The sequence below is a fragment of the Bacillus sp. LNXM12-1 genome (genome assembly GCF_003004375.1).
Taxonomy (GTDB): Bacteria; Bacillota; Bacilli; order Bacillales; family Bacillaceae; genus Bacillus.
The window spans coordinates 50,329-77,127 of record NZ_PVWX01000005.1; the positions used below are offsets into that span (position 1 = coordinate 50,329).

The 26,799-nt window shown below is 40.5% G+C and carries 27 protein-coding genes and 2 other annotated features; of the genes, 10 read left to right on the forward strand and 17 right to left on the reverse strand.

Going from position 1 to position 26,799, the window contains the following annotated elements; all coding sequences use genetic code 11:
- Nucleotides 1-217: 217 nt before the first annotated feature.
- On the forward strand, nt 218-1,726 hold the full coding sequence (locus C6Y07_RS16835; RefSeq protein WP_060595796.1) for an AcpB/EbpR/MafR family transcriptional regulator: 1,509 nt from the start codon (nt 218-220) through the stop codon (nt 1,724-1,726).
- 54 nt (nt 1,727-1,780) lie between these two features.
- Here C6Y07_RS16835 and C6Y07_RS16840 read toward each other — a convergent pair whose 3' ends face one another.
- The 11 genes from C6Y07_RS16840 to C6Y07_RS16890 all read right to left on the reverse strand — a co-directional run bounded on the left by C6Y07_RS16840 (nt 1,781) and on the right by C6Y07_RS16890 (nt 14,145).
- Entirely contained in the window at nt 1,781-2,062 is a 282-nt protein-coding gene (locus C6Y07_RS16840; protein WP_003217864.1) for a hypothetical protein, read from the reverse strand.
- A gap of 331 nt (nt 2,063-2,393) precedes the next feature.
- Complete coding sequence (locus C6Y07_RS16845) at nt 2,394-3,677, reverse strand: hypothetical protein (protein WP_106157078.1); 1,284 nt, start codon at nt 3,675-3,677, stop codon at nt 2,394-2,396.
- 26 nt (nt 3,678-3,703) lie between these two features.
- Nucleotides 3,704-4,270 (reverse strand): hypothetical protein, encoded by a 567-nt coding sequence (locus C6Y07_RS16850; RefSeq protein WP_106031327.1) that lies wholly within the window; start codon nt 4,268-4,270, stop codon nt 3,704-3,706.
- Nucleotides 4,271-4,443: 173 nt separating this feature from the next.
- Entirely contained in the window at nt 4,444-6,366 is a 1,923-nt protein-coding gene (gene thrS, locus C6Y07_RS16855; RefSeq protein WP_106157152.1) for a threonine--tRNA ligase, read from the reverse strand.
- Between the two features lie 50 nt (nt 6,367-6,416).
- Nucleotides 6,417-6,641, reverse strand: a binding site (T-box leader).
- 37 nt (nt 6,642-6,678) lie between these two features.
- Nucleotides 6,679-6,902 (reverse strand) — a binding site (T-box leader).
- A gap of 178 nt (nt 6,903-7,080) precedes the next feature.
- Nucleotides 7,081-7,842: an HNH endonuclease gene (locus C6Y07_RS16860; RefSeq protein WP_106157080.1), complete on the reverse strand. Its 762-nt coding sequence runs from the start codon at nt 7,840-7,842 to the stop codon at nt 7,081-7,083.
- A gap of 119 nt (nt 7,843-7,961) precedes the next feature.
- Nucleotides 7,962-8,792 (reverse strand): DNA alkylation repair protein, encoded by an 831-nt coding sequence (locus tag C6Y07_RS16865; protein ID WP_106157081.1) that lies wholly within the window; start codon nt 8,790-8,792, stop codon nt 7,962-7,964.
- Between the two features lie 191 nt (nt 8,793-8,983).
- Complete coding sequence (locus C6Y07_RS16870) at nt 8,984-10,171, reverse strand: MFS transporter (protein WP_066031157.1); 1,188 nt, start codon at nt 10,169-10,171, stop codon at nt 8,984-8,986.
- A 26-nt stretch (nt 10,172-10,197) separates the two neighbouring features.
- The gene (locus C6Y07_RS16875) at nt 10,198-11,025 is read right to left on the reverse strand and encodes a MerR family transcriptional regulator (RefSeq protein ID WP_060595790.1); all 828 of its coding nucleotides are present in this window, start codon (nt 11,023-11,025) and stop codon (nt 10,198-10,200) included.
- Nucleotides 11,026-11,241: 216 nt separating this feature from the next.
- Nucleotides 11,242-11,652, reverse strand: a complete 411-nt coding sequence (locus tag C6Y07_RS16880; protein ID WP_060595789.1) for a DUF6508 domain-containing protein — start codon at nt 11,650-11,652, stop codon at nt 11,242-11,244.
- A gap of 135 nt (nt 11,653-11,787) precedes the next feature.
- A complete protein-coding gene (rlmD, locus tag C6Y07_RS16885) occupies nt 11,788-13,173 on the reverse strand; it encodes a 23S rRNA (uracil(1939)-C(5))-methyltransferase RlmD (protein ID WP_106048688.1) in 1,386 nt (461 codons plus the stop codon).
- A 102-nt stretch (nt 13,174-13,275) separates the two neighbouring features.
- The gene (locus tag C6Y07_RS16890) at nt 13,276-14,145 is read right to left on the reverse strand and encodes a DNA-3-methyladenine glycosylase family protein (RefSeq protein WP_060595787.1); all 870 of its coding nucleotides are present in this window, start codon (nt 14,143-14,145) and stop codon (nt 13,276-13,278) included.
- A 431-nt stretch (nt 14,146-14,576) separates the two neighbouring features.
- Here C6Y07_RS16890 and C6Y07_RS16895 point away from each other — a divergent pair, with 431 nt between their 5' ends.
- From C6Y07_RS16895 to C6Y07_RS16905, 3 genes are all read left to right on the forward strand, one after another.
- On the forward strand, nt 14,577-15,083 hold the full coding sequence (locus C6Y07_RS16895) for a hypothetical protein (RefSeq protein WP_034665101.1): 507 nt from the start codon (nt 14,577-14,579) through the stop codon (nt 15,081-15,083).
- Nucleotides 15,084-15,215: 132 nt separating this feature from the next.
- The gene (corA, locus tag C6Y07_RS16900; protein ID WP_066031160.1) at nt 15,216-16,175 is read left to right on the forward strand and encodes a magnesium/cobalt transporter CorA; all 960 of its coding nucleotides are present in this window, start codon (nt 15,216-15,218) and stop codon (nt 16,173-16,175) included.
- Between the two features lie 32 nt (nt 16,176-16,207).
- Nucleotides 16,208-16,699 carry a DUF2716 domain-containing protein gene (locus C6Y07_RS16905; RefSeq protein ID WP_106157083.1) on the forward strand — a complete coding sequence of 164 codons (492 nt, stop codon included), beginning with the start codon at nt 16,208-16,210 and terminating at the stop codon, nt 16,697-16,699.
- 34 nt (nt 16,700-16,733) lie between these two features.
- On the opposite strand, the gene pdaA is transcribed toward C6Y07_RS16905, so the two are convergent.
- Entirely contained in the window at nt 16,734-17,525 is a 792-nt protein-coding gene (gene pdaA, locus C6Y07_RS16910) for a delta-lactam-biosynthetic de-N-acetylase (RefSeq protein ID WP_095286087.1), read from the reverse strand.
- A 101-nt stretch (nt 17,526-17,626) separates the two neighbouring features.
- Complete coding sequence (locus C6Y07_RS16915; RefSeq protein WP_044139757.1) at nt 17,627-17,818, reverse strand: SE1561 family protein; 192 nt, start codon at nt 17,816-17,818, stop codon at nt 17,627-17,629.
- 146 nt (nt 17,819-17,964) lie between these two features.
- On the opposite strand from C6Y07_RS16915, the gene yfkAB reads away from it, so the two are divergent.
- From yfkAB to C6Y07_RS16935, 4 genes are all read left to right on the forward strand, one after another.
- Nucleotides 17,965-19,086, forward strand: coding sequence for a radical SAM/CxCxxxxC motif protein YfkAB (gene yfkAB, locus C6Y07_RS16920; RefSeq protein ID WP_106157084.1), 1,122 nt, complete (start codon nt 17,965-17,967; stop codon nt 19,084-19,086).
- A gap of 7 nt (nt 19,087-19,093) precedes the next feature.
- Nucleotides 19,094-19,930 (forward strand): mechanosensitive ion channel family protein, encoded by an 837-nt coding sequence (locus tag C6Y07_RS16925; protein WP_060595782.1) that lies wholly within the window; start codon nt 19,094-19,096, stop codon nt 19,928-19,930.
- A gap of 101 nt (nt 19,931-20,031) precedes the next feature.
- Complete coding sequence (locus C6Y07_RS16930; protein WP_106073151.1) at nt 20,032-20,433, forward strand: nuclear transport factor 2 family protein; 402 nt, start codon at nt 20,032-20,034, stop codon at nt 20,431-20,433.
- Nucleotides 20,434-20,564: 131 nt separating this feature from the next.
- Nucleotides 20,565-21,284 carry a YebC/PmpR family DNA-binding transcriptional regulator gene (locus tag C6Y07_RS16935; RefSeq protein WP_012009270.1) on the forward strand — a complete coding sequence of 240 codons (720 nt, stop codon included), beginning with the start codon at nt 20,565-20,567 and terminating at the stop codon, nt 21,282-21,284.
- A gap of 353 nt (nt 21,285-21,637) precedes the next feature.
- Here the strand turns inward: C6Y07_RS16935 and C6Y07_RS16940 are convergent, their stop codons facing one another.
- From C6Y07_RS16940 to C6Y07_RS16950, 3 genes are all read right to left on the reverse strand, one after another.
- Nucleotides 21,638-22,420: a YfkD famly protein gene (locus C6Y07_RS16940; RefSeq protein ID WP_060595777.1), complete on the reverse strand. Its 783-nt coding sequence runs from the start codon at nt 22,418-22,420 to the stop codon at nt 21,638-21,640.
- 67 nt (nt 22,421-22,487) lie between these two features.
- A complete protein-coding gene (gene cax, locus C6Y07_RS16945) occupies nt 22,488-23,555 on the reverse strand; it encodes a calcium/proton exchanger (protein ID WP_060595776.1) in 1,068 nt (355 codons plus the stop codon).
- Between the two features lie 64 nt (nt 23,556-23,619).
- Nucleotides 23,620-23,997 (reverse strand): OsmC family protein, encoded by a 378-nt coding sequence (locus C6Y07_RS16950; RefSeq protein ID WP_060595775.1) that lies wholly within the window; start codon nt 23,995-23,997, stop codon nt 23,620-23,622.
- A 75-nt stretch (nt 23,998-24,072) separates the two neighbouring features.
- On the opposite strand from C6Y07_RS16950, the gene C6Y07_RS16955 reads away from it, so the two are divergent.
- The gene (locus C6Y07_RS16955; protein ID WP_003218010.1) at nt 24,073-25,236 is read left to right on the forward strand and encodes an MFS transporter; all 1,164 of its coding nucleotides are present in this window, start codon (nt 24,073-24,075) and stop codon (nt 25,234-25,236) included.
- A gap of 16 nt (nt 25,237-25,252) precedes the next feature.
- Nucleotides 25,253-25,753: a GNAT family N-acetyltransferase gene (locus C6Y07_RS16960; protein WP_060595774.1), complete on the forward strand. Its 501-nt coding sequence runs from the start codon at nt 25,253-25,255 to the stop codon at nt 25,751-25,753.
- Nucleotides 25,754-25,965: 212 nt separating this feature from the next.
- Here C6Y07_RS16960 and C6Y07_RS16965 read toward each other — a convergent pair whose 3' ends face one another.
- Nucleotides 25,966-26,784, reverse strand: coding sequence for a YihY/virulence factor BrkB family protein (locus tag C6Y07_RS16965; RefSeq protein ID WP_106157086.1), 819 nt, complete (start codon nt 26,782-26,784; stop codon nt 25,966-25,968).
- Between the last annotated feature and the right edge of the window lie 15 nt (nt 26,785-26,799).

A 26,799-nucleotide genomic window follows, 5' to 3' on the forward strand; every position in this document is an offset into this window, starting at 1 on the left:
ATTCATGGCTTACTTATCACCTTTTAAAAGAAAAATATGGAGAATCAGCGAATAACATTTGTTTTCGTCTAATTTTTTTCTCTTTTATCATCAAAAGTGAAGACAAAACGATTTAGCCTAAACATTACAATCATTTCATGCCTATTTTGAGAATCAAATGTTCTTTAAGTGAACTTCATAATATAGAGGCAAGCCAAGGGAAGGAGTTAGTTGTTTGATGGAGCTCATTGATAATAAATCAAAGAGATGGATAAAAATTTTAAAACTGCTTGTATCCAAAAATAAGTGGTGGAGCCTTCAAGAAATATCGAATGAACATATCGGTTCGGTTCGTGCCATTCAAAGCGATTTAGAACAAATGAAATCGTTCAAAACAGAGAATGGAGAGCCGTTAATCCACATAAAGCCAAGACAAGGCATATCCATTTGTTATACACAGACGATACGAGTAGACTACTATATCAAGGAAATATTAAAAGATACGATTGAAATTCGATTGATTGACGGCATTTTTTTCGAACAAAACAGGTCTTTCTATGAATGGATGGACACGCTTAATATTAGTAGATCCACATTGTATAACACCATTCATAAAATCAATTCGATCCTTACATCCTATGACATCGAGTTACGCCCAGATAGTATGCAGTTCCATGGGAATGAGAAGGAGATTCGTCAATTCTTTGTTGAGTTTTTGTTTGAAGTGTATGGAAGCCGGCTTTGGCCATTCGATGATATTCAAAAGCAAGACGCAGTTGATTTATTACAAGAGCTATTTCAGGTGCTCGAAGTCAATGTACCAGATGTGGCTATAGATAAATACTGCCTGTGGCTCGGTGTTTCCATTCACCGAGTGAGGAAAAATTTTACCATACGACGCAATTATACGTACTCGATGAATGAAGAAAAACAGACCTCTACAGCCAAAGGTATCTATAATCAAATCAAAAACTGGGAAGAGCACATTTGCCAAATGACAAAGGACATTTTTGGTATTACACTGGATCATCACGAATTTGTCTTTTTACTATTGATCGAACCAGCTATTGGCCACTTTAAATCAATTGAATCTGTCGAAGAAAAGTTGACGTTCTTTCAATCGCATACACCACACCTCTTTGAAGCCATTCATTCATTTATCAATCAATTGGAGTTGATTTATCATCAAGAGGTGGCTAATCGCAAGGTGATGACACTGATTCTTCTCCAATATTATGTGTATTCTAAGGAAATTACCGTGAGAGATGGATTCCTTTTCAAAAAGAAATCGAGTTATTTATCAGAGGTGAAAGAGCAGCTTCCTTACTTCTATTCGAGGATTACTCATATCATCCAAGAGTTAAAAACAGACGATATACTCGCTTCTTTTGTGAAAAATGAACGGGAATTGATCCGTATCATTACGTCTACCTGGAGAGGGCTTGTTCAATTTGAAATGGAGCGAAGAAACGTGTTGAACATATTTGTTATTTCAACATTAGGCTATTATCATAGTTTGTTTATAGCAGATTTAATTAAATTAAGCGTGCCTCCTCTCATTCACACTTTTACAAGTCCAGAAAATACATTAAATGATGTAACGATGGATCAACTTGGGATTGATATGATCGTGACCGATACCGAGCTCCCTATTCAATTTGGACGATATACACTGCTGATCAGCTCTTTTCCAACAAAGAAAGAATTGGACAACTTGAACCGAAGATTGGTTGATATGATCGACTAATGTTCATCAAAAAAAGCTGCTTGAGAGCTTCTCAAGCAGCTTTTTGCTTCTGTATTAATGAAGCACGATTTGTTCATTCATCAAATCAATGGCGTAAAGTGATTGCTCATATTCATCTAATAGAAGGTATACTTTGAGCGGTGCAGCGGTTTGATCTGTCTGCTGCGTGAATAGTACACAAGTGAATTTTTCGATCCCCTCTGGCAGCTTGCTTTTCAGAAAAGGATGAAGAATAGGAGAGATTCGAAGGGTATCAACATCTTTCAACCAAAGTTCATCTTGTAACGCAGGATAATGGTCAACCAAAAACTGACGAAACACTTCCAATGTACTCAAGGTAGATATCCTCACTTTCTTCTATCATGGCTTCAAGCTTACCTAAAACAAACATATTCAAAGTCATCCTAAGATGTCAGTCCACCAAATGTCGTATACTACTAGAGACACGATTTCATTTTTCTTCAAAAAGCATTGTAGATCATGTTTACTGTCATGAGTGTTTACTATGTATGACGTCTACTATATTCCAACCGATGGACCTATGATCATATTCTTATCTGTTTCTTTCGTGATGAAACGACAACTTCCTGCTACAAAATTCCAAATTTCTTCAAAAAATTGGTGCAATGAGACAAAAAAGAACAGCTCCTCACTGTTCTTTCAGACATTATGAGAGGTCTTTCAAAGAAAACACTTCGCCGCTCTCTGCATCAACACCATCATGGCAATCGAGCTTTCCGCATAGAACATATTGTTTTTGCACTTCGTCATAGACGTAGATAGGTGTAAGTTCAAGACGTTCTCTCAATTTTTCAAAGGCTTCTTTCTGAGATACAGTAATTTCACTTGCCGATTGAGAGGGACTCAGTATCCCGCACACTTGAAACATTTCTTTTTTATCTATGTAATTAACGGCTTCAAACGAGCTGGCGTCAATGAAGACCTTGATCTTGTCCATAAATCCACTGCCTTCTTGCCCGTTCGTTTTTAATATCGCATGGATGTATCCATGATCACGATGGAGTGTTTTCAGAACCCACTTTCCTGTATCCTTTGAATATTTTTGCGCCAAAAAGGTTCGGACTGCTTTTATACACTCAGTTTGCTCTTCTTTTGATATCGGGATGGTATCCGGTGAAGGCTCCAATGAGAAAGCTTGTTCAGCTGAAATGTCCTCATGGATATTCATTTCCTTTTTTTCAAAGGCTTTGTTTAACGGTTCATTCCATTCAATGATCTCATTCATGTGTATACAAAGTGTTTCTTCACGCCCAATTTCAAACGGTATAGTTCCTGTTCCATCGTTCTTGACATAGATTTCTTCTAATGCATAAATTGTTCGAATTCGATTGTGCTCGAAGGAAGGCCATTGAAACTGCTGCACTTGCTGCTCGGCTAAGTTCTCCAGCTTATCAATAGAAAGCACATATTCCTCAGCTCTCAGTAATGTTTTGGCTAAAAATGGTCCGTGGTGTGTAAAGTACATGAGCTGTCCATGTTCATCCCATTTCACCTCAATTCTGCCTGAAGGCGTCACTTTCACACCATCTATTGCTTCTTCGAAAAAAAGTCCCCCTTTCTCCTTCTGATGCATGTGAAAATGCTCACCATAGATTAACCCTGTTTCTTGTTCGATCCATTGAATGACATGAGCTGGATATGGTCTCTTAAATGTGACACCATGCTGCGCATAGGTTTTGTCCATGACAAAAATAACTGTTTCCACCTGTCCCGTATTCAAATTCACTTCAATAATGGCTGTGCCGTCTGGGTTTAAATCGTCGTCCTCAGGTTCCGTTTCATGAGAGGGGAACCATTCCATATTGAATGTATAAATCGTTTCATTAAACATGTTGACGTAACGATGAAAGCTGTGTCTTTTTAGATGATAAAGATCTAAGCCAAATTTCGCCTTTGTCTGATCAATCAGTTGTTGTATGTTTGCATTCAATGGTTTCACCTCAAATTGGTTAAGTTTTATGGAAGAACAAAAATAACGATAAAGATGAAGATGATGATTACTGACAAGAATCCTAAAGCAATTCCCATTATGTTTGACTCTTTTGTATAGCCTGTTAATTCTCCATCAGTCGATCGGTCGATTTTTCTAAAGCGAAAAAGCATGCTTATATTGATAAGAGCTAGAGCCATAATCAATAAGAAAAGTAGAAATAAAGGTTGGATATCAAAGAATGGGTTCGATACATCTTGGAAGCTAAAAGACTGAAAGAACATAAGCCCACTCAATATCAGTTTCCAAACATTATCCATCTTCTGTTCTTTCTCCCACTCTTTCCCCAATTTTTCTTTTTCATAAATAGCTATCTGCTCGAAAATTGGAATGAAAGACTTTGTTGATCCTTTTTTAATAAAACCATAAATGCTTTGAAGGAGCATTAAAATTCCTAAACAAAGAAAGAAATGTGTAAATCGAATTTCAACAATTTGAATCAACATTAAAAAAGCGACGATTATGATAACGGCTATTAAATTAGAGACAGCTATTTGTTTTGTCCTCATCTTTTTCAGTGCAGCTTGTTCCATGTAATACTCCTCTCCGTTTTAAATGTTTCTGTTGAACGCTCTATCTTTATTACGATTTTACCGAAAAAATGTTTCAATATTTTCCCTTTCTACTGTCAATTCGGCTTTTTTCGCAAATGAAAAGACGCCCATCATTCAATGAACGTCTTATCTTTCTTCATGAAATCAGCACATCATATTTGAGCAGCTGTTCTATCTTTTATTTGGTGGGCTGCCAGGTGTTTAAAGTCATCAACAGACAGCTGTCTAGATGTCTTTTCTCCATGCTGTCTGATGTTCAGTGTTTTTTCTTCCATTTCTGTATCGCCAATGACAGCGATATAAGGGATTTTTTGCATTTGTGCTTCTCTCATTTTATAGCCGAGTTTTTCATCCCGTTCATCGATTGTCACTCTTATTCCGATCTTTCTTAATTGCTGCTGCACCTCAAGGCAGTGATCAAGGTGAACCGTTGAGACAGGGATGATTTGTACTTGTACTGGTGCCAGCCATAACGGGAAGGCGCCTGCAAAATGCTCGATGAGAATGCCAAGGAAACGATCCAGAGAACCGAAAATGGCACTATGAATGACAACTGGCCGTACCTTTTCATTCTTTTCATTGATATATGTTAAATCAAATTTCTCAGGCATTTGAAAATCTAACTGAATTGTGGCGCACTGATGGCTCCGCTGCAAGGCATCTTTTATATGAAAATCGATTTTCGGGCCATAAAATGCCCCATCTCCTTCATTTAGCTGATAATCGACTTTTAGCCGATCAAGCACATTCTTTAGCGCTGATTCAGAGATATCCCAAATGGCATCATCGCCTAACGCTTTTTCAGGACGAGTGGATAGTTCCACAGAGTACTCAAACCCAAATGTCCGATACACATGATCAACTAATTGGAAAATCCGTTTGATTTCAGCTTCAATTTGATCTTCTCTCAAAAAAATATGGGCATCATCTTGGCAAAATGTTCTGACCCTGAACAATCCATTTAATGCTCCGCTAAATTCATGACGATGCACCTGACCAAACTCAGCCATCCTGATCGGAAGGTCTCTGTATGAAAATAAGCTGTTTTTAAACATGAGCATATGTCCTGGACAATTCATAGGCTTTAAAGCAAAGCTTGTATGGTCTACTTCTGAGAAATACATATTTTCATGATAATGATCCCAATGTCCCGACTTTTCCCAAAGCTCTTGGTTCATCATAAACGGTGTGCTCACTTCTTCATATTGCGCTTTGCCTCGCACTTCTCTAGAAAAAGCCATTAATTCATTTTTGACAAGCTGACCTTTTGGTAAATAAAACGGCATACCTGGCGCTTCTTCCGAAAACATGAACAGAGATAATTGTTTCCCTAATTTCCGGTGATCACGCTTGTTTGCTTCTTCCATGAAATGAAGATACTCAGCTAGATGTTTTGGAAGTTGAAACGCTACACCATACACTCGCTGCAATACATCTTGATGACTGTCACCCCGCCAATAAGCACCTGCAACACGTGTTAGTTTAAATGACTTTACGAACCCAGTAGAAGGTAAATGAGGCCCGCGGCATAAGTCGATAAATTCACCCTGCTGATACACTGTGATGGCTTCTTCAGATGGGAGTCGTTTTAAAATCTCCAGCTTATATGGATCATGTGCAAACAACGATTCAGCTTCTTTGTAAGAGACCTCCTTTCTTTGGATGAGATGATTCTCGTTTATGATCTTTTCCATCTCTTTTTCAATCTCTGCCAAATCCTCTACGCTTAATGTTTGATTTAGCTTCATATCATAGTAAAATCCATTTTCGATGACAGGTCCGATTCCAAGTGTGACATTGTCATATAACCTTTTCACCGCTTGGGCTAATACGTGTGCAGATGTATGGCGCAGCACTTCAAGCCCTTCTTTTGAATCGAGTGTGACAATAGACAGCCCAGCATCGCTGTCCAGCTGGTGACTTAAATCGACCAATTGATCATTGATCTTTCCTGCCACTGCTTTTTTCCTTAAACTCGGGCTAATATGGGAGGCAACACCTGCGACAGTCGTACCTGCAGAAAACTCCTTTATCTTTCCATCTGGAAATTGAATCTTCACCATGTTTTCTTTCATGACTGACACACCTTTCATTTTTTGATATAAAAAAACACACCCATCCCTCATAAAGGGACGAATGTGTAATCCGTGGTTCCACCCAAATTCCCATAACGCATTTTCGCTTTATGGCTCTGGTGCCGTAACGTGGCATAGTCGGTATTGGATACTTCAATTTTCCCCAATACAGCTCAAAGGTGGTAAGACAACTTTTCTGCGTTGGGAAGATTTCAGCGTGACTTCCCTCTCTAGTAACCGATAAAAGCTGCTCATGTCCTTTTCAAAGCAATGATGATATAGGAGTGAACAAAAAAACACACCCATCCCTCATAAAGGGACGAATGTGTGATCCGTGGTTCCACCCAAATTCCCATAACGCGTATTCGCTTTATGGCTCTGGTGCCGTAACGTGGCGTAGACGGTATTGGATACTTCAATTTTCCCCAATACAGCTCAAAGGTGGTAAGACCATTTCCTGCGTTAGGAAGATTTCAGCGTGACTTCCCTCTCTGGTAACCAGTAAAAATGGCTCATGTCCTTTTCTTCGCTTTTAATTTCTCCATATCTTACATGATGATGATAGAACATGTAAAGCTTTATTTTGTGCAGAGCAATTGAAATTCATTCTTTAAATGATATGTTGGGTGATTTTTGACATTAATTAAATTTTGTCTGTTAGCATACTATTTTGCTGTAGGAATAATTAAGCCAGAAATAATTTCCTTAGATTTCTTAATCCTGATAGTAAGAGTATAACTGTGAAATTTCTATATCTATTCCACCTTTAATAAGTCTTTGTATCCTACTGTTAAATAGCTTATCTAATATTTCTTTCTTGTCCTCAAATCGTCCATAATGGATTTTTTTATGACAGACTAAACAAATTGAAACAATATTAGCATGGATGTCTAAACTTTTATCAAATTGGTCTTGATATTGCATTGGTATTAAGTGGTGAGCCTCTACATAATTCTCTCCATTAAACTTAGAAATAAAATGCTTGTGTTGATTGTCAAACTCACATAAATAGTTTGCATCAGCTATAGCTCCACTTGCATATTTAGGATTTCTACGCCATACCTTTTTATTATTCACTAACCTATGTTTAGGCCTATTTTTTGGCTTATCCTCAATATCAACACTACTGATATCAGCAGAATTTCCTATTAGGTATTTTTCAAACTCCTGCTCCTCTTTAAATAGTTCTGCTTGTAACTCTGAAGCATAATAATACTCAATGTATTTTTTAAAATGATTTAAAGCTACACTATACATCCTATGTCCTTTTTCATTCTTCTTTTTAAACTCAGAATTATCAAGAATTGCATCGATAAAGGCAGTATCAGTTAAAGTAAATAAATTAAAACTCTGTAATCCATAATCTCTTAATTCTAATGATATTGTACCAATAGCTTTAGAGTATCTTCCTATAGAGTATGGTTTTATATTTGCATAAGTTCTTAACCATTCAGCAAAAGTATCTTGATTCATCAATGGTACTATTCACTCTCTCTGTATATTGTTTTCTTTATAAATGAATATTATTTTTAGAGTTAGTCAGCAGAAATAATATGAATTTTGTATTATAAAGAAATTTCAATTCATATTCTTATTCACAAATTCCCCTTCACAATCGTTCTCTTCGCTTTCTTGATAATTCTGCTAGTCGCTTTTGTATCAGATTCCTTAGACCACTGTTCGCAAAGGTTCATGACCCAATTTGGCTGTGTTTTACTAGCGTCATTGAGCCAGTTTCCTACAGAATCTTGAACATATGTTGATAGATCGGATTTGAGTAAATTTAGAATAGGCAGTGCCCTCTCTGGCTCTTGTTTTAATAACTCAATATGCTTTGTCCATACCCCTCTAGGACGGATCGACTCTACAGAGAACCGGCGAATATTTTCATCCCCGCTTTTTGCCCATTCTGTTAAATATTCTATACTTTGATCAAGCTGATGACTGAGGCTTTCTCTCACTGACATCCACGCAATTTCTCGTACACCAAAATGATGATCAGCTGCAAATGGCTGAATGTACGCAAGTTTCTCTTCCAGAGTTGATAAGTGTTGTTTGTTCATATAAGCAGCCCAACAGCGAACGCTATCAGATACGTGGTGAGCAAATGCCTGTAGTACTTCCGCTTGTTTTTCCTCATTCTCTTCGTGTAGCACTTCATCTAACAATTGACCGATGAGACGAATTGCTTTCATTCCTGATTCAGCTTTTTGTTTAGTGATCTCAGATGAAATATCGTCTATATAATGGTCTAAACCAACGGACGGCAAAACATGCTGTATTAGCGTCATATGATTGACAGCCAGCCATTCAGTTAAATTCACACTTTCGATCTCTCCCTGATTCAAAAGGATCCAGACGTCACGAGGGATATCAGTCCCCTTTCGAGCGCCTTTTCGATTGATGATATCCTCACTTATTTGCATTCTATTTTCTCTCCTCGTCTAGCAGTTCTTTTGTTAGACATTCATCGTTTTTAAAAGAAATTTGTTGATGCCTTCATTCTTTGGATATTGACTCCTATTGTAGCAAATAAACAACTTCACTGGTTCATTCTTCAAATCAAAAAGGAACTACCCGAAATAAGTAGTCCCTTCAATACAAAATTGAATTTAAGTTAGCTTCCTTGTTCGATCACCTTCAAACTCTTATGCTGAGAAAATCGGTCAAACGCCACCATTAGAATGGTCATGAGTAAAGCGAGAAAAACGGTTCCAGCACTGATCCAGCTTAGGTTTAATATAGATGTTTCGCTTAACACAATCCCTCCTACACCAGAGCCTAAGGCAAATCCGAATTGAATAAATGATGTATTGACACTTAATGCGATATCAGGAGATTTTGGTACAAGTGTTACAAGATATAGCTGCTGAGCTGGTGATGTGCTCCATGTAGCGATCATCCATATCATGATGACAGCCACCATGACCACGAGATTCCCTGTGACAAATGCTAGCAGCATGAGCATGATGATTTGCAGAATGATTCCAGAGAAAATCGTGAATATTGGGCCCTTTTTATCTGCTGCAATCCCTCCAAGGCTGGAGCCCAAAAAGCTGCATATTCCAGCTAGTAATAAAATGCCACTGATTTCTGTGATACTAAGGTTTGCTGATGCTTGCAGGAAGGGCGTTAAATAGGTAAATAACGTGGAATATCCACCTACATAGAATAGCGTCACTGCCACCGCAAGTAATATTCGCTTATCTTTTAAAATCGATAATTGCATACCAAGTGTCACCGGTTCTTGTTCTTTCATAGACGGAATTCGCCTATACACAACAATCAGCGGAATAAGCGTGATCAATCCAATGGTTGCGAATAATGCTTTCCATCCGATCATACTGCTTAGAAATGTCCCGATTGGAACACCTAAAACCAAGGAGCTGCTTAATCCCATTAAAATGATGCCAATGGCTGTTCCTCTTTTTTCACGTTCTACAAGACGAGTCGCAACAGCCATTGCCACTACAATAGCAGTCCCCCCACTGATTCCTTGTAAAATCCTTGTCATCATCACCATTTCAAACGAATGGCTGACACTTGTGATGAAATTACTTAAAATAAAAATGATCAGCATCCATGATAATATTTTTCTGCGGTCCATATTGATTGTGAGTGCAATGACAATCGGTGCGCCGATGGCTGCTGAGAGCGCTAAAGACGTGACCAATAATCCAGCAGCAGACGTCGTGACATGTAAATCATCTGCGACCATCTGGATAATGCCTGTAATGATATATTCGATCGTTCCAATTAAAAAGGCTGCTAATGCAAGTAAATAGACAACGGTTTTATTTTTCATCGTGACGTTTCTCCTTTGGGCAAAGTTTACGATTTGATCTCATCTTTAATAGGAATTTGAATTTCAATGAGTCTGCCTTCTTCATTTTCAGACAAAGGGTAATAAATCTCTCGGCCCGGCTGGTCTTCTTTCACGCGGTATCCATTATTTTCGATCCATGTCGCCAGGTCAATACAAGCAGTTTGTGCGGATGGAGAATGTGAATGAAATAACAGTGTCGCCATGGTTTCTTCTGCAGGTAACGTACGTATCTTGATTCCTTGAGGAAGAGTGCCCCTTAACGATTTGACGGAATACCCCACCTCAAATTCGAACTCACTTTCTTTTTCCATTGATTCCCTCCACAGCACCACTTGTGGTCCCGAGATCGATTCTTGTTGATTTTTAAGTAATAAATGATGAAACGTTTGAAAGAATGAAGGAATTTCGTCAACAGTTCCGTTGGATTGAAAAGACATGATGCTTTTGCTTTCAACAGATTTGATAATGACCTCCTGTTCTTTTTCAACACACCCCTCTCGTTTAATGAGGTGCATCCGCTCCTTAATACGCGCTAATTTCTGTTGTTCTCTCTCGATCAATTGCTGAATCTCACTTTCTTTCAGCAGAAACATGCCCTGAATCTGCTCTACCGAAATATCTTCCCGAAGAAGCTGAGCCATTTGCTTTAACGTAAAGCCCAATTCCTTGTACAGAAAAATTCGATTGACCTCAAGCAGCTGCTCAGCTGAGTAATATCGGTATCCCGAATCTTGATCAATCTGCTTAGGCTTTAATAAATCAATTTGGTCATAATATCTTAAGGTTTTAACAGGCACTTTACTTAACATAGAAAAATCGCCGATCTTGAACATCCTGCATCTCCTCCGTTTTGTTGATCTGATCAAAGTATAAACCTTTCAGTTAAGGGGAAGGTCAACTGAAGAATTTAAAAATGTCGATTCGCTTCAGTAGAAACAAAAAAGCACTATTTTCAAATAGTGCCTAAAACGAAGGTTTTCGATTCACTTTTAAAAGAATGCTTTCTGATAAGAGCGGAGCACATGCCATCACCCCTTGAATTTATTCATTTACCCCAAACAATCCAATCTTTTCAGGCACTTTACAATATCTCCACTTTTAAAGAAATTGAATATGGCACCCTCGCTAAACCGTTCGGCTCTTACAACCCCCATCATGAGAGCAAGCACACACTGCGCATTTAAATTTGAAATGTCCACATTCTCCATATCGTTCGGTCCACCTTCAATCCCATTTTCTTTGAGGATCTCTCTGTAGCGGGTAAGCTCCAGCTCTTGATGTTGTTTTGCAAAGGTATAAACATCTTCGATCAAGTGACGAACCGTTTCGGAATAATTCACAAAGGGCATCTGAATCGGATGTTCAGCTGTGCCATCATTTTCTTGATCGATTACCCATTCTCCAATATGATCTTCCTGAAGCAGCGGTATGTATTTTGTTAGAATATCGAATTGGCTCATTCTCATCCTCCTCTATCTCCTTTATATGGTTTACTCTGATCGACACCTATGGATCAGTATAAAAAAAATCCGTGATCATCCTACCAGCTAGACACCAGTATTCAAATCACGGACAGTCTTTATTCACTTCACTTTTTATACTCTAACCATTGATACAACTGTCTCCACATGCGCCGTTTGCGGAAACATATCCACTGGCTGCATGTATTCGATTTTGTAGTCTTTTGACATGTATTCGAGGTCTTTTGCTAATGTCGATGGGTTGCAAGAGACGTAGACAAGACGTTTTGGTTTGACTTGTTTGACGGTGTCTAAGAAGGTGCGCTCGCAGCCTGTTCTTGGCGGGTCCACGACGATGACGTCAGGACGGAAGCCTTCTTTGACCCATTTTGGCAGCCAATGTTCCGCTGTTCCTGTCACATAGGTCGCGTTTTTCATGCCGTGTTTTTTGGCATTTTTCTTAGCATCATCAATCGATTCTTTGATGACATCCATTCCTCGTACTTCTTTGGCGCCATTTGAGAGCCACATACCAATCGTTCCAACGCCGCAATACGCATCGACAACCTTTTCTTTGCCAGTCAGTTTGGCCGCTTTTTTCGCTTCGTCGTAAAGCTTTAGCGTTTGCTTCGGATTCAATTGGAAGAAAGCACGTGCACTCAGTTCAAAGGAGACGTCTCCTAAAAATTCTTGAATGACCATGTTGCCAGCTAGGTGAGATGTCTTATGGCCAAAGATGACCGACGTTTTTTCACCGTTGACATTGTGCATAATGGACGTCACTTCTGGCAGACGTTTTTGAATGGCTTCGGCGATTTCTTTTTTCTTTGGAAATTCAGTTTTCGATGTGACAAGGACGACTTGTACTTCCCCTGTTTCAAAGCCGACACGCACGACAATTGAGCGTACGTCGCCTTTTCTTGTCCGTTCATTGTAGACCGATACACCGAATTTCTCTAAGATTTTGCGGACAACGCCCGTTGTTTTGTTCGTATTTGGATGCTGCACGATACATTCCTTGATCGGTACAAGCTTATGAGAGTTCAGTCCGTAAAGTCCAGCAATGATGTCACCGCTGTGAGAACGCCCTACTTGGAACTGGCTTTTGTTCCGGTAGTGCCACGGATCTTCCATGCCGATCGTTGGTCTAATATCTAGCGTTTCGACCGATAGCTTCGTATGTCGTTCTATTGATTGAATGACAATATCTCGTTTTTCCTTTAGCTGCTGCTCGTATGCCAAATGCTGAAGCTGACAGCCTCCGCACTGCTCGTATACTGGGCATGGCGGTTTCACTCGATGCTCGGAGCGCTTTCGAACTTTCCTGACCGTACCTTCTGCATATTTTGCTTGGACATTCGTTGCTTCCACAACTACTTCTTCGCCTGGAAGCGCACCCGGGACAAAGACCACTTGCTTTTTAAAATAACCGACCCCTTCCCCATTAATGCCAAGGCGTTTAATGGTAAGCGGGAACTGCTGTCCCTTTTGTAAAAGGGCACCTTGCTGTTTTTCCTTCACTTCATTCTCTCCGTTCTATCTGAACCCTTGATAGGTTGTCTTCATTTTATTCCATCTCATTAGTATATCATGACTTGGACAAAGAGAGAAAATCCCTTTCATTTATTTATCTGTCTCAATGCTTCTCCATAAATATAAAGAAGCGTAGCTTAAATACGGGGTCCACTCCTTGCTTAATGCTGCCATTTCTTCTTTTGTCGGCTTTTCAGGCAGGTCAAAGTGCCGCTTGATGGCGTTTTGAATACCGATATCTGCCATCGGAAAGAGATTTGGTCTTCCAAGCCCATTCATGAGCACATTTTGAACTGTCCAAGGGCCAATTCCTCTAATCGGAAGAAGACGTTCTTCCACCTCCAGATCAGTTAAATCGTGTAATTCTTCTAAACAAAGAGAGCCGCTCACAATTCGCTTCGATACATCAATGACATATTCCGCTTTCCGCTGACTAAATTGGAGCTTTCTCAAATCCTCTGTTTCAAGTGAGGCGATGGTTTCCGGTAAAGGATCAAACCAAACGCCTTCTATTTGCTCGCCGTACGTATGAACAAACCGTTTCGTGAGCTCATAAGCAAACGCCAGATTGAGCTGCTGATGAATGATGCATTTCATCAAACAATGATATAAATGAAAATCCAGCATGAGCGGTGTCCCGACATGACGCTCAAATATGGACGCTAAATTCGTTTGAGAAAAATGCTCATGCACAGCGTGTAATTGATGCTTCATGCCAAATATCCGCTTCACCTCACATATGAGAGGTTCCTCAGGACCTTTTCCTTGCACCCGAAACGTGGGCGCTTCTTTTGTTCCGGTGGCTTGAACGACGACAACGTATGGTTTTTGTTCTAACCTAATTGGTACTTTGATTTCTCGTTTATTCAAATCGACTGCTTTTAATGGATCACTTGATAAGCGTCTGAGCACTTGATCGAAATGATACGGCGGCTCCACCACCAGCTCTTTTTCCCACATGTTTTCCTCTTCCTTTCTGCAAACACGCAGATGCGATTGTTTCACTTTTCATGAATGATTCTCTATATTGAATATTTTTAAACATAAAGAGTACAAGAATTTATCAGTTATATCTTCCTTATTTATGGTCATTTTCCTTTTGGATGAAGGAACATTTTTAGTCGAATTCAGCTAAAATTCGACAGCACCTTTCAATATTTTAGGATTATTTACCTTAAATTAGAAATAGAACCTCTGGGTGATATCTTCTATCCCGAAAACATTTGTATAATTATGACATATCAAGGAGGTGAACAAAGGAATTAGCTGATTAGGCAATCATTTGTTTTATCTTGCAGGAACATATTTTACCTCATTGATAACCGGCTTCACCTAGTTTCACTTTTTACGAAAAGAAAGACCCAAAATTTAAAATAAAGGAGATCCGACCAATGAAAAAAACCATTCTTTCTGTTGCCCTTGCCACTGCTGTTTCTTCGACACTACCAGTATTCGCTGACGCTGCTGAACAAAAAACTACTCCAGTTTCAACTACTGTTCAGCAAACTGTTTTAAACAAAGCTGCTGAAAGTAAAGCATCTACAACCGCAGGAAACGTTAATATTAACTTTGACGTACTTGGTATAGCTAATGCATTAATCAATGCTGCAAATGCTAACACAAACCGTGAAGGCTTTGTCAAAGGACTAATGGAGTCTGCTTTCTATGCTGCGGGCTCAAAATACAATGTCATGGTATTTAACTTAAGCCAAGGTTATGAGACTCGTTTCAACGGAGTCAAAACGTTTGCTACTGTGAAATACGGAAGCATTACTTACGGAGTTTGGGTATTTGAAAATGGATCTTTCACAAACAAAGGTGACGGCGGCTACATCAACTGGGCGTTTAGAGGCTGGTTCGACCGCAACGGTGGTTTCGTCAACTTCCGTCGTCCTTAATTCTCGGTTTTATCCATCAATCATACACGCACATTGGACCGATCTCAGTAATGAGATCGGCTTTTTTATGCAGAACACGTATAAGTTCACCGGTGCTGCTTCATGATATAATGCAAGTCTGGAGGGGTGCACATGCTGAAAAAAATTGCAGTGACAAAAAACGGCGACTTGATTGAACATGCAACATTACAGCAGCTTTCAAGCCCCGATATCGCCTGGTACTGGATTGATTTTCATGCGCCAACGGAAAAGGAAGCAGCGCTTTTGAAGGAATACTTTCAGTTCCATCCGCTTGCGATTGAGGATTGCTTCCATTATTTACAGCGGCCGAAGCTTGATTTTTATGAAGGATATTTATTTTTCGTGCTTCATGCCCTGAATCAAAAGACGCTTCGATCTGAGGAAATCGATCTGTTTGTAGGTGACAATTATATCGTGACCTTTCATTTGAAGGAAGCACCATACATTGATCGTGTCATTCGAAAGCTCAAAGAATCTGACAAAACCCGAAATAGCGGACCTGAGCATATTGCTTATATGCTGATTGATCAGCTTACCGATGATTATTTCCCAATCATTTATCAAATTGAGGACAGGCTGAATGAAATTGAGGATGAAGAAGGTCATAAAACATATGGAACGCTGATGAACGAAGTATTCGGAATTCGATCCGATTTGCTCAAGCTGCGAAGAACGATTATCCCGATGAGGGATCTTTTATATCGTATTGTAAACACGCACATGATGAAAAGCGATACAAATCGTCAAGCATATTTTAATGATATTTATGATCACTTATTGAAATTAACAGAGATTGTCGAATCGAACCGAGAAATGACAGCAGATTTAAGAGACAGCTATCAGACGCTGAATTCCAATCGAATGAATGCGATCATGATGACATTGACCATTGTGTCGACCATTTTTATCCCACTGACCTTTATTGTTGGGGTGTACGGAATGAACTTTGATAACATGCCTGAATTACACTGGAAGTATGGCTATTTTGGGGTGCTGATTTTCATGGGTCTGCTCGTCTCGGGTATGCTTTTGTGGTTTAAGCATAAAGGGTGGTTCCGCATTTTCAAATAATTTGTTGAGAGAATAGCTTGGGGGCGGTTAAGGTGGAAAACTGGATTCCATTGACTCATCAAGAACTAAAGCTGGTATGGGAGACGCTCTATCGAGATTTCAAATTTAATCCAAGCATCTCACGTTTTCCCTCATTCCACGTACCATCTCCTTATATTACATATGATATCTCTGTTTATTTTGAGGACCCTTCCCTTCTACATGCGGAGGAAGACCTTGAAGAGAAAGCGTTACTTGCTTTTCAGGAGCATATGAGAACAGACGAATATATGCTGGCACTCGATTGGCAGCACGAATGCTACTGGATCACACCATACGGGTCATTTGAAAAAGATGAAATTGGGGAATGGAGAGTCCCTGTGCTTCCTAACGGGGATTATGATTTCTTTTTATCAAAAGAGATGCATTGGGGCTTGCTAGGACATCCTTGGGAGCAAACAATCACGATTTTCGGTGAGGGCTTGATTGACTCTTTTACGAATCATCACCCGATTTTGTTTCAGCGTAAAATAAGAGAAGGATAAAGAAAAAGCTCGCAGGTCTTCTGCAAGCTTTTTTCTATAGCTGAGGCAGATGCCATACTTTTTCAAGCATGAGATCGTCTAGGCTTTTAAAGGAATATCCTTGTTTTTTCAGAGCCGTGATGGCATCATCCAATGCCTCGGCATTGTCCCTTGAGACGGTATGAAGTAAGTAAATGGCACCTGGGTGCGCCTGCTTCATCATTTGATCGTAGGCATACTGTTTTCCTTTTTGATGATGAATATGCCAGTCCACAAACGCTACTGACCAGAAAACGGTTTGGTAGCCGAGCTCTTTTGTTTCCTTCAGCACTCTTTCACTGAATACACCGCGCGGCGGACGAAGATAGAGGTTGTCTTGTTTTCCAGTGATTTTGTACACGGCTTCATTGACACGGTCCAGCTCTTCTTTGATTTCTTTCGTACTCTTTGTTGTTAAATCTGGATGGTGATAGGAGTGGTTGCCAATGATATGACCTTCCTCTGCCATCCGTTTGACGAGCTCAGGCTGATCCTTTACAAAGTGCCCTGTCACAAAAAAGGTGCCTGGTACTTGATGTTTTTTCAGCACATCTAAGATCTTCGGCGTATACCCATTTTCATAGCCATTGTCGAAGGTAAAATAAATCTCTTTCTTTTTCGTGTTTCCTAAATAAAAGGCATCATACTTTTTTAAAAGGACGTTCAATTCTTTACCCGCATCTGCTGGCTTGTGTTCTTTGCTTTTCGCAAATCCCCAATGGACGGGCTTATTAGACACGGCTTCCGCTTCTGAGAGAGGCATGGATACAAAAAGCGCACATAAACAGATGAGCATGTATTTTTTCATTTACGTCACTTCCCGGTTTTTCTTCTATTGTGCAGAATAAGACCGAGACTCATACACTGATTCACTTGCCAAATTAAAGAAAAAAGCCCGCACTGCGCGAGCTATTCTTCCTTCCAATCGCTTTTAAACCGTTCATATTTCGCTTCTAGGTCGTCAATCATCTGGATCAGTCTGTCTATATCCTCAACATCTGTTGATTCAGGATCTAATGAATCAATCACATTCATAAACATATCTAATCGGTTCTTTAAATAATCAACCTGCTGCTCTTTGCTGTCTGCTGCCTTGCCCATAGATACACTCCCTTTAGCATTTGTTTCTAGCTTATCTTTTTTTCCCTTGTAAATCAATGAAACCCCACTTGCGTATAACGGTGATGGGGCTTAAAATTAACTGTTGGCGGGTCCACGTTTGCCCGAATGAAAAGGAGATAGATACCATGAACCAAAAAACAGCACTTCGTCCGATTACACCTGCATATGACCCTTGGGAAGCCTATCTCGATGTGCAGGATTACGGAGAAATGAAGCTGACAAATATTGAATTTACGACAACGACGTTGTGTAACATGAGATGTGAGCACTGTGCGGTTGGCTATACTTTGCAGCCGAAAGACCCACATGCACTGCCGCTTGATTTGTTACTTCGCCGTTTAGATGAAGTTCCGCTTCTGCGCTCAATCAGTATTACAGGCGGAGAGCCTATGCTTTCTCTCAAATCTGTGCGGGAATATGTCGTCCCTTTATTAAAGTATGCCCATGAACGCGGCGTCCGTACACAGATCAATTCAAACTTAACACTTGATTTGGCGCGATATGAGGAAATTATTCCATACTTAGATGTCCTTCACATCTCACATAACTGGGGAACTGTCGAAGAGTTTGCAACGGTCGGTTTTGCGATGATGGACAGAAAACCAACCTTTGAGCAGCGCGAGAAATTATTTAACCGCATGATTGAAAATAGCCGGGCACTTGTCAAAGCAGGTGTTACCGTATCTGCTGAAACCATGCTTAATAAACGCACGCTTCCATATATTGAACACATCCACCGGCAAATCGTGGAGGAAATGAAATGCCAGCGCCACGAAGTTCACCCAATGTACCCAAGTGATTTTGCCAGCGCCCTTGAATCATTGACGCTTCCGCAAATGCGTGATGCGATTCATCAGCTGCTTGATATTCGTGATCAAGACACATGGATGCTGTTTGGCACCCTGCCATTTTATTCTTGCAGCACAGATGAAGAAGATCAGCGCCTCCTCAAGCGATTGCGTCAGGAGAAACATGTCACGGTACGAAATGACCCTGACGGCCGCTCACGTTTGAATGTGAATATTTTTGATGGGAATATTATTGTGACAGACTTTGGCGATACACCGCCGCTTGGAAACATTGCTACTGATACATTGCAATCTGCTTATTCACGCTGGATGGACACAAAATTAGCAAAAGAGCTGAATTGCCATTGTCCAAGCGTACAATGCCTCGGTCCGAATGTTCTTGTGAAAAACAGCTATTATCAAGATGTTGATTTTACTTCTCGTACAGCCAGGGGGTAACCGATAGATGGACGATACTTTTCTGACAATAGTCAAGAACAAATACATTGAAATTCTCCTTGTGGGACTCGTTCTTTGGCTTGCCGTCTTTATGATTAACAAAGCGCTTCAAATTTTCTTTAAACGAACGGAGTTTATAGAGGACAAGAAGAAAAAAACGATCGAGAGCTTGGTCAAATCTGTTACAAAATACACCGCTTCGATTTGCTTTGTAATGTATGTCATTTCTCTCTTCTTTCATGATTTTGGGAAAATTCTTGCAGGTGCTGGTGTTGCTGGGATCGTCATCGGTTTTGGCGCCCAGACACTGATTCGCGATATTTTAGCAGGCATTTTTCTGATCTATGAACGTCAGATTCATAAAGGGGATTATGTGACAGTGAATAACCTCTTTAATGGAACGATTGAAGAGATTGGTCTCCGCTCTCTGCAAATTAGAGAATGGAGCGGCAAGCTGTTAACCATTTCTAACGGAGACATCCGGCAAATTCAAAACTATAACATGCACTACATGCGGATTACGGAGTCTGTATTAATTAGTGCGAATCAAAACCCAGACACAGCCTTTCAAGCACTCGAAACGGCCTGTGACAATTTAAATCAGATGCATCATGATTTTCTCAAAAAAGATGAATTTCAACATGCCATTGAACCGTTTCAAGTCCATGGCATTATGGGCCTGAACAAGCTGAACCGCGGGATTGAGATCACAGTGAAAGGAATGGTCGAAGACGAAAAATACTTCGATGCTGCCCTCGCTGTCCGAAAAGAAATGATCAAACAACTTCATCAGCATGATGTCAAATTGCTTGAAGATCTCGTTTATCCCCAGCCTGCAAAATAACCTCATTTATGATGGGGTTATTTTTTTGATTGTTTTTTGTTAACCAGTTAATTATAATGGATTATAGTTAACTGGTTAATAAAAAGAGAGGATGTTGATTCATGACAAAAAAAGAAGCGATATCATTTATTAAAGAGATGTATGAAGAGGTATTAATCAAATTCAATATAGAAAAAGTGGAGGCTTATTTTTCACCTGACTATCAGCAAGTGACCGATGGAAAGGTTTCGACACTTGATGAGTTTAAAAAGCATCTATCCACATTAAAAGGAATAACAAAAAAGCTTGAGATCCCCGCTTTTCATGATGTGTTATTTGATGAAGATACGCAGCAAGGGTGTTTTCGTTACACTGTACATGTGGAACTCGCAAGCGGGGACCGGGGTTTAATTGATGTCATGGCTCTTTTCACGTTATTAGATGGCAGGATCATTCGGTGCGACGAGCTGACGAAATCTCACAAGCAACATGAAACGCTTGAACAGCTTGGACACATCAACTGAGAAATCTCTTCATTTCAGCCCTCTTACTTCTATCCTCTTGACTGATTCATGTATAATAGAAGGCAGAATGATTTCATGCAGCATGGGGACCCTCATACTGTGTATTTACTAAGTGAAAGAGAGTGAATAAGATGGGTCGTAAGTGGAACAACATTAAAGAAAAGAAAGCATCAAAGGATGCCAGTACAAGTCGTATTTACGCAAAATTCGGGCGTGAAATCTATGTGGCTGCCAAACAAGGTGAGCCAAACCCAGAATCAAACCAAGCACTTCGTTTTGTCCTAGAACGTGCAAAAACATATAGTGTCCCAAAACACATTGTAGACCGTGCCATTGAAAAAGCCAAAGGCGGTGCGGAAGAGAATTTCGATGAGCTGCGCTACGAAGGATTTGGTCCAAACGGATCAATGGTGATCGTTGATGCCCTTACCAATAACGTGAACCGCACAGCGTCAGATGTTCGTGCGGCATTCGGGAAAAACGGTGGAAACATGGGCGTAAGCGGCTCTGTTGCCTACATGTTTGACCAAACAGCTGTCATCGGTGTCGAAGGAAAAAGTGAAGAAGAAACGCTTGAGCTTTTAATGGAAGCAGACGTTGATGTACGTGACATCATGGAAGAAGATGAAACAGTGATTGTATACGCTGAACCAGATCAATTCCATCAAGTACAAGAAGCATTCAAACAAGCCGGCGTTGAAGAATTTACTGTCGCTGAAATCACAATGCTTCCTCAAAATGAAGTGACATTAGATGATGAATCTAAAGAACAATTCGAGAAACTAATCGATGTATTAGAAGAGCTTGAAGATGTGCAGCAGGTTTATCATAATGTGGATTTAGGGGAATAAAAATTTAAGCCATAGTAGTGGTTGGGTTCATTCAACTGCTGCTATGGCTTTTTTATTTTCTCAAAACATGTAATATATAAATAAAATGTTAATTTCTACAACTCTTTAAGGAGCTGAGCTTCATTTTTAAAACATGGTGGTTTTCTTATTATGGATTTATGATCATTCCTATTCTTGGGCTAAGTTTTATTTTCAGCAACTTCATGATAGTAACAAAAATTTTCTTCTTTCTCTTCATCGCATGGTATTTATATAACATCTTTGACTTTTACAAAAGTGAATTGAAAGGGAAAAATGATAAAACCAATTAGCAAAAAACAGTCATCTCCTCTTGATAAGAGGAGACGACTGTTTTAATTCATCCCTTGAAACCCAAACGTCAGGTGATCCTGAACAGGAATCCAAGCGCCGATTCCTTGTGAGGTCACGTTTTTCACGACGAGTTTGCGTTTATTTCCTTTGAGCACAAGGTACACTTCTCCGTATGTCACCTTTCCTTTTTCGTTAATCGCTGGTGCATAGGCATGAAGCGAAGCTGCTTTTTTCGGAGATACATGGTACGACTGATCTCGTTTTGTTCCTGCGCCAATCACTGTGTCAAAAGCGAGGGGCAGCTTTGTTTTTTGAATGGCTTTTTGCATCATCAATGTTTTCACATCTTCCGGGTTTGGCACCTTTGCTGTGAGCCCGCCGCTCACTTTCACTTGCTGCTTTTGAACGTATTTTCCAATGGCAGTTTTGTTGCCGCCTCTGTTATCAATATGGTTCATATTCACTTTTTTGTATTCCCAGTTGGCAACCGTTTCGTTTGAATCGTAGCTCAGTGCCCATCTTCCAAGGAAAATGGTCGCGCGGTATCCAACCGCTAATGGCGTCCCTGAAATGCTGGATTCATTCAGCATTTTGATCAAATGGGTATTTTCAATCGGTACATTCGTTGTTTTGAACAATTCAGCTGTCAGCTCGCTCGGCTGGAGCAGGGGCTGATCCTGTGACGCGTTCGGATACGTATTCTCCTTTGAGATACTAGCGACAGACGATGGCACCTTAAATGGCTTCGCCGCCTCCGCTGGAAAGCTGTATAGAAAACTTAAGGATAAGAGAACAACAAACATGATGCGGGGCATCTTTTTCATATCATCACTCTTTCTCATTCATTTTTCCATAGTATTTTCCGCAAAGACGTCCCTTATCCACAAAAGATTATAAAAGGAAAAATCCAATCGCCATAATGAAATAGGCAGCAAGTAATGTGGCGCCTTCAAACCAGTTTGTATCACCATCATTTGATAAAATGACCGTGAGTAACACAGCGGATGCCATCGCAATGAGCTCTGGTAAAGAGAAAATGAGCGGCATCTGCTTATTGAAAAAAAGAGAGCTGATGACAAGGATTGGCGCGACCATCATGGCAACCTGAAGCGTTGAGCCAAAAGCAATTTCCACCGCGACATCCATTTTGTTTTTATACGCCATGATGACAGCTGAGGCATGTTCTGCGGCATTTCCGACGATGGCCACAATAATGACTCCGATAAACAGCTCACTCCAGCCAAATTGTTCTCCCACCGTATCAAATGTATGGACGAGGCGCTCTGAAATGTACGCAACGGCAATCGTCGCAAGCAGCAAAATCACAGTGGCAAACTTACCAGACCATTCAGGTGTTTCTTCTTCCGTCTCCGCTTCCCCGTCCATGCTCTCCAGCTTGGCAACATAGACTCCGCGGTGGCTGACCAGTTTGAAATAGAGCGCTGCGACATAAAGCAAAATCATCACAATGCTAATTCCAATGCTTAAAACAAATTGTTTATCCTCAGCCATCTCCACCGAAAACACTTCTGGAATGACAAACGCCACAATAATGGCAAACATGAGCAAGCCCGAGTTGTGCCTTGCATCGTGGACATTGAACACTTGGCGCTTATATTTTAATCCGCCAACGAAAAAAGACAGCCCCGCCACAAGCAGTAAGTTTCCGATAACTGATCCAGTTAATGAAGCAAGTACAATAGCTGTCAGTCCTTGCTTTAATGCAAAAAATGAAATAATTAACTCTACCGCATTTCCAAATGTGGCGTTTAAAAGCCCGCCAATTCTTGGGCCCGCTATGATGGCAAGACTTTCTGTGGCTCTTCCCATAAAACTAGCAAGACCAATAATGGCGATACAATACACGGCAAACATGATGACCTGCGGGAAATGAAGAAAACTGCCAATGACCGATAGCGGCACACCAATTGCGACAATCACAAGAAACAAACGATTCATACAGCCATTCTCCTTTACATATGTCTGATTGTTATTCTTTCGTGAGTGCCGGCATCATATACATTTAGATTCGTTCGTGTGAGAAGGTGACCTCAATACTTCCTTTCACAGACTGCACCATCGAACAATGCTTCAAAGCAATTGTGATGACTTTATCTATTTGTTCTTTAGATGTATTGATGTGTTCAAAAATGATATGTAAATGAATACGGGAGATTTTGTTTACAGCTCCTGCTCTTGTCGTTTCAGGTGTGATCGACAGCCCTTCACAGGATATTCGCTTTTTCCGGCATACATGAATGAGCATTTCTCCAAAGCAGCCTGCAATAGCTGAGGTGAACAATTGAGATGGCCTGTACCCCATTTCTTCTTTTCCTGAGATATACAGCTGCTTTTCATCTGTTCCCGCAATCCACCGGTCCGTTTCGTATATCAGTTTCATTCCTTTTCCACCTTTCTATTGAAACCCCTATGGTTCCATTGTACGATGAAAATATGAACTTGTAAGGAGCTTCTTATGTCGAGAATTCACTTTATGATTTTAATTTTACTTGTATCTGTATCTGGTTTTTCGCAGGGAGCGTTATTGCCTGTCATTTCGATTATTTTTGAACATGCCGGCACTTCTCCTACGTTAAACGGTCTGCATGCCACAGGCTTATATCTTGGCGTGCTGCTAGCATCTCCCTTTATGGAAGCGCCGCTTCGCCGGTTTGGGTTTAAGCCGTTAATTGTCATTGGGGGCGCTGCTGTCTTTTTAAGCTTGTTTAGCTTTGTGTTTTTTGAATCTTATGTCGTCTGGTTCTTCCTGCGGCTCATGATCGGGATTGGTGATCATATGCTGCATTTCTCTACACAGACGTGGGTGACCTATGCGTCGTCATCGAGAAATCGCGGGCGAAATATTTCATTGTATGGGTTATCCTTTGGACTCGGTTTTGCCGCTGGACCTTTTTTAACACCACTCATTGAAATCAACCCATCTTTACCTTTCATTGTTTCTGGTGCCGTTAGTTTATGTATTTGGCTGCTTGTTTTTGTTTTGAAAAATACATATCCAGATACGGGCGAAGTGCAGACGTCAGAGCAGACAAACAGTTTGAAGCGCTTTAAGAAAGCCTTTCAATTTGGCTGGGTCGCCTTTATGATGCCGTTTTGCTATGGCTTTTTAGAAACGACACTCAATAGCAACTTCCCTGTGTATGCACTTAGAAGCGGGGTAACAGTGGATGCAGTGGCGTTTATTTTACCTGCGTTTGCCATTGGAAGTATTGTCTTTCAGCTACCTCTCGGGATGCTCAGCGACCGGTTTGGCAGGCGCCGCATCATTTTATGTGTCACACTCGTCGGGTCTTTCTTTTTCCTACTAGCAGGAATTTTCATTCAATCGGTTTTGGCTGTTGCGATTTGTTTCTTTATTGCCGGAATGGCTGTAGGCTCTACCTTCTCACTTGGCATCAGTTATATGACCGACTTATTGCCAAAGCATCTGCTTCCTGCTGGAAATTTGATGTGCGGGATGGCGTTTAGTGCGGGGAGTATTCTCGGGCCTGTTCTCGGTGGAATCTTTGTGCAAACGTTTGAAGGAATGAATTTACTTTACCTTGTCAGCATCGTGATATTATTCGTGTTTTTCTGCGTTCGATTTGGGCGAACGGCAGCAGTGGTTGAAAGTCATTAAAATGGAGGGACGATCTTTGTTTACATACGACATCACAAATGAATTGACTTTGACATCTCTACAATTTGATGATGCGGACACATTATTGAAACTTATTCAAGAGAATCAGGCTCATTTAGAGGAATGGCTTCCGTGGGTCCATCACTGCAAAAGCATAGAGGATGTCAGAACATTTATTCAATCGACTCAAACTACCTACAATGAACAAAAAGGGTTGGAAGCTGGCATTAAGCTGAACGATCAACTTATCGGGGTGTTCCGTCTGACGTTTGATCAGAAAATAGGCAATATTGGTTATTGGATTGGTCAAGACGCACAAGGTCAGGGTATTGTGACAACGATCGTGAAATATATGACAGAAATATTTTCTACAAAAGTCGATGGATTTGAAATTTTTTGTCCTGTAGGTCATGTTCGAAGTGAACGTGTAGCGATGAATGCTGGATTCCAGCTCGATCCTCACTATCAGTCAAAGCCTGATGCCGCTTTTAACCTTAAGCGATATATACGATCGTGAAATAGAAACTCCCCTGCGCTATGCAGAGGAGTTTTTTCATTTAGTGATATCCATTTTGCCCGTTCGCACTGCCGCTTGTTTTGTGCTTAGGCTGATGACCTTTGTTTTGTTTCGTATTGCTTCCGCCTTTTTTCGATTGTTTGGACATATGTGATTTCCCCCATCCATTCAGATTGAACTTGTTCGTTCTTCTTTAGGATGCCCGGATTTCTTTATAGCTTGCCTGGTACGATTTTACGTTTATGTAAAAGCGCATTGAGCTCGCCGCCAAGGATAATCATGATGCCGGTTAAATAAAACCAGATCATTAAAATAATGATTCCCCCAATGCTTCCGTACATCGCACTGTAGTTGGCAAACTTTCCTACGTAAAATGAAAACAGCATGCTGACCAAAATCCATCCAATCGATGCAAAAATGGCACCTGGCAGAACAAATTTCAATTTCAGCCTAATGTTTGGAGCAAAATAGTACAAGGATGTAAAAACAATCAACAAAATCAGCGGGCTAATGATCCATCTCATCGCAGTCCATACGGTGAGAAAGGCATCTGACTGCCCGACTAATTTAGCGACAAATAAACCAAGTTCTTTTCCAAAGACAGGCAGCATCAAGGCAAAAATAATGGTCAAAACCATCGCGATCGTTAAGATAATCGATGTTAAACGTACGAGAATGAAGGAACGATTCTCCTCAACTTCGTAAGCATGGTTAAAAGCTCTGACGACGGCATTAATGCCGTTAGATGCTGACCAAAGGGCGGCAATAATCCCGAACGATAATAACCCGCCGTTACGATTATTCAGCGTCTGATCGGCAATGGATTCAATCATCGAAAGCGCTCCTTCTGGCGCATAACCAGAAATGACGCTCAGGACATCCTTTGACGTCAGCGGCAAATACCCAACCAGTGTCAGCACGAAGATGAGAAACGGAAATAATGAAAGCAAAAAGAAATACGCAAGCTCAGCAGATTTTGCCGGTCCTTCATGCAGCAAAAAGCGTTCAATTAACGCTTTAATAAAACCCATACGCCTCATCTCCAA

Bases quoted from the DNA above. Each gene is read 5' to 3' on its own strand.
- C6Y07_RS16930 (WP_106073151.1), top strand. From the start codon at position 20,032: ATGACAAAAAAAGAAGCGATATCATTTATTAAAGAGATGTATGAAGAG.
- corA (WP_066031160.1), top strand. From the start codon at position 15,216: ATGCTGAAAAAAATTGCAGTGACAAAAAACGGCGACTTGATTGAACAT.
- C6Y07_RS16935 (WP_012009270.1), top strand. From the start codon at position 20,565: ATGGGTCGTAAGTGGAACAACATTAAAGAAAAGAAAGCATCAAAGGAT.
- C6Y07_RS16895 (WP_034665101.1), top strand. From the start codon at position 14,577: ATGAAAAAAACCATTCTTTCTGTTGCCCTTGCCACTGCTGTTTCTTCG.
- yfkAB (WP_106157084.1), top strand. From the start codon at position 17,965: ATGAACCAAAAAACAGCACTTCGTCCGATTACACCTGCATATGACCCT.
- C6Y07_RS16955 (WP_003218010.1), top strand. From the start codon at position 24,073: ATGTCGAGAATTCACTTTATGATTTTAATTTTACTTGTATCTGTATCT.
- C6Y07_RS16850 (WP_106031327.1), bottom strand. From the start codon at position 4,270: ATGGAACAAGCTGCACTGAAAAAGATGAGGACAAAACAAATAGCTGTC.
- C6Y07_RS16950 (WP_060595775.1), bottom strand. From the start codon at position 23,997: ATGAAACTGATATACGAAACGGACCGGTGGATTGCGGGAACAGATGAA.
- C6Y07_RS16880 (WP_060595789.1), bottom strand. From the start codon at position 11,652: ATGAGCCAATTCGATATTCTAACAAAATACATACCGCTGCTTCAGGAA.
- C6Y07_RS16915 (WP_044139757.1), bottom strand. From the start codon at position 17,818: ATGGGCAAGGCAGCAGACAGCAAAGAGCAGCAGGTTGATTATTTAAAG.
- C6Y07_RS16890 (WP_060595787.1), bottom strand. From the start codon at position 14,145: ATGTGGGAAAAAGAGCTGGTGGTGGAGCCGCCGTATCATTTCGATCAA.
- C6Y07_RS16925 (WP_060595782.1), top strand. From the start codon at position 19,094: ATGGACGATACTTTTCTGACAATAGTCAAGAACAAATACATTGAAATT.
- cax (WP_060595776.1), bottom strand. From the start codon at position 23,555: ATGAATCGTTTGTTTCTTGTGATTGTCGCAATTGGTGTGCCGCTATCG.
- C6Y07_RS16875 (WP_060595790.1), bottom strand. From the start codon at position 11,025: ATGTTCAAGATCGGCGATTTTTCTATGTTAAGTAAAGTGCCTGTTAAA.
- C6Y07_RS16940 (WP_060595777.1), bottom strand. From the start codon at position 22,420: ATGAAAAAGATGCCCCGCATCATGTTTGTTGTTCTCTTATCCTTAAGT.
- pdaA (WP_095286087.1), bottom strand. From the start codon at position 17,525: ATGAAAAAATACATGCTCATCTGTTTATGTGCGCTTTTTGTATCCATG.
- C6Y07_RS16835 (WP_060595796.1), top strand. From the start codon at position 218: ATGGAGCTCATTGATAATAAATCAAAGAGATGGATAAAAATTTTAAAA.
- C6Y07_RS16965 (WP_106157086.1), bottom strand. From the start codon at position 26,784: ATGGGTTTTATTAAAGCGTTAATTGAACGCTTTTTGCTGCATGAAGGA.
- C6Y07_RS16870 (WP_066031157.1), bottom strand. From the start codon at position 10,171: ATGAAAAATAAAACCGTTGTCTATTTACTTGCATTAGCAGCCTTTTTA.
- thrS (WP_106157152.1), bottom strand. From the start codon at position 6,366: ATGAAAGAAAACATGGTGAAGATTCAATTTCCAGATGGAAAGATAAAG.
- C6Y07_RS16865 (WP_106157081.1), bottom strand. From the start codon at position 8,792: ATGCAAATAAGTGAGGATATCATCAATCGAAAAGGCGCTCGAAAGGGG.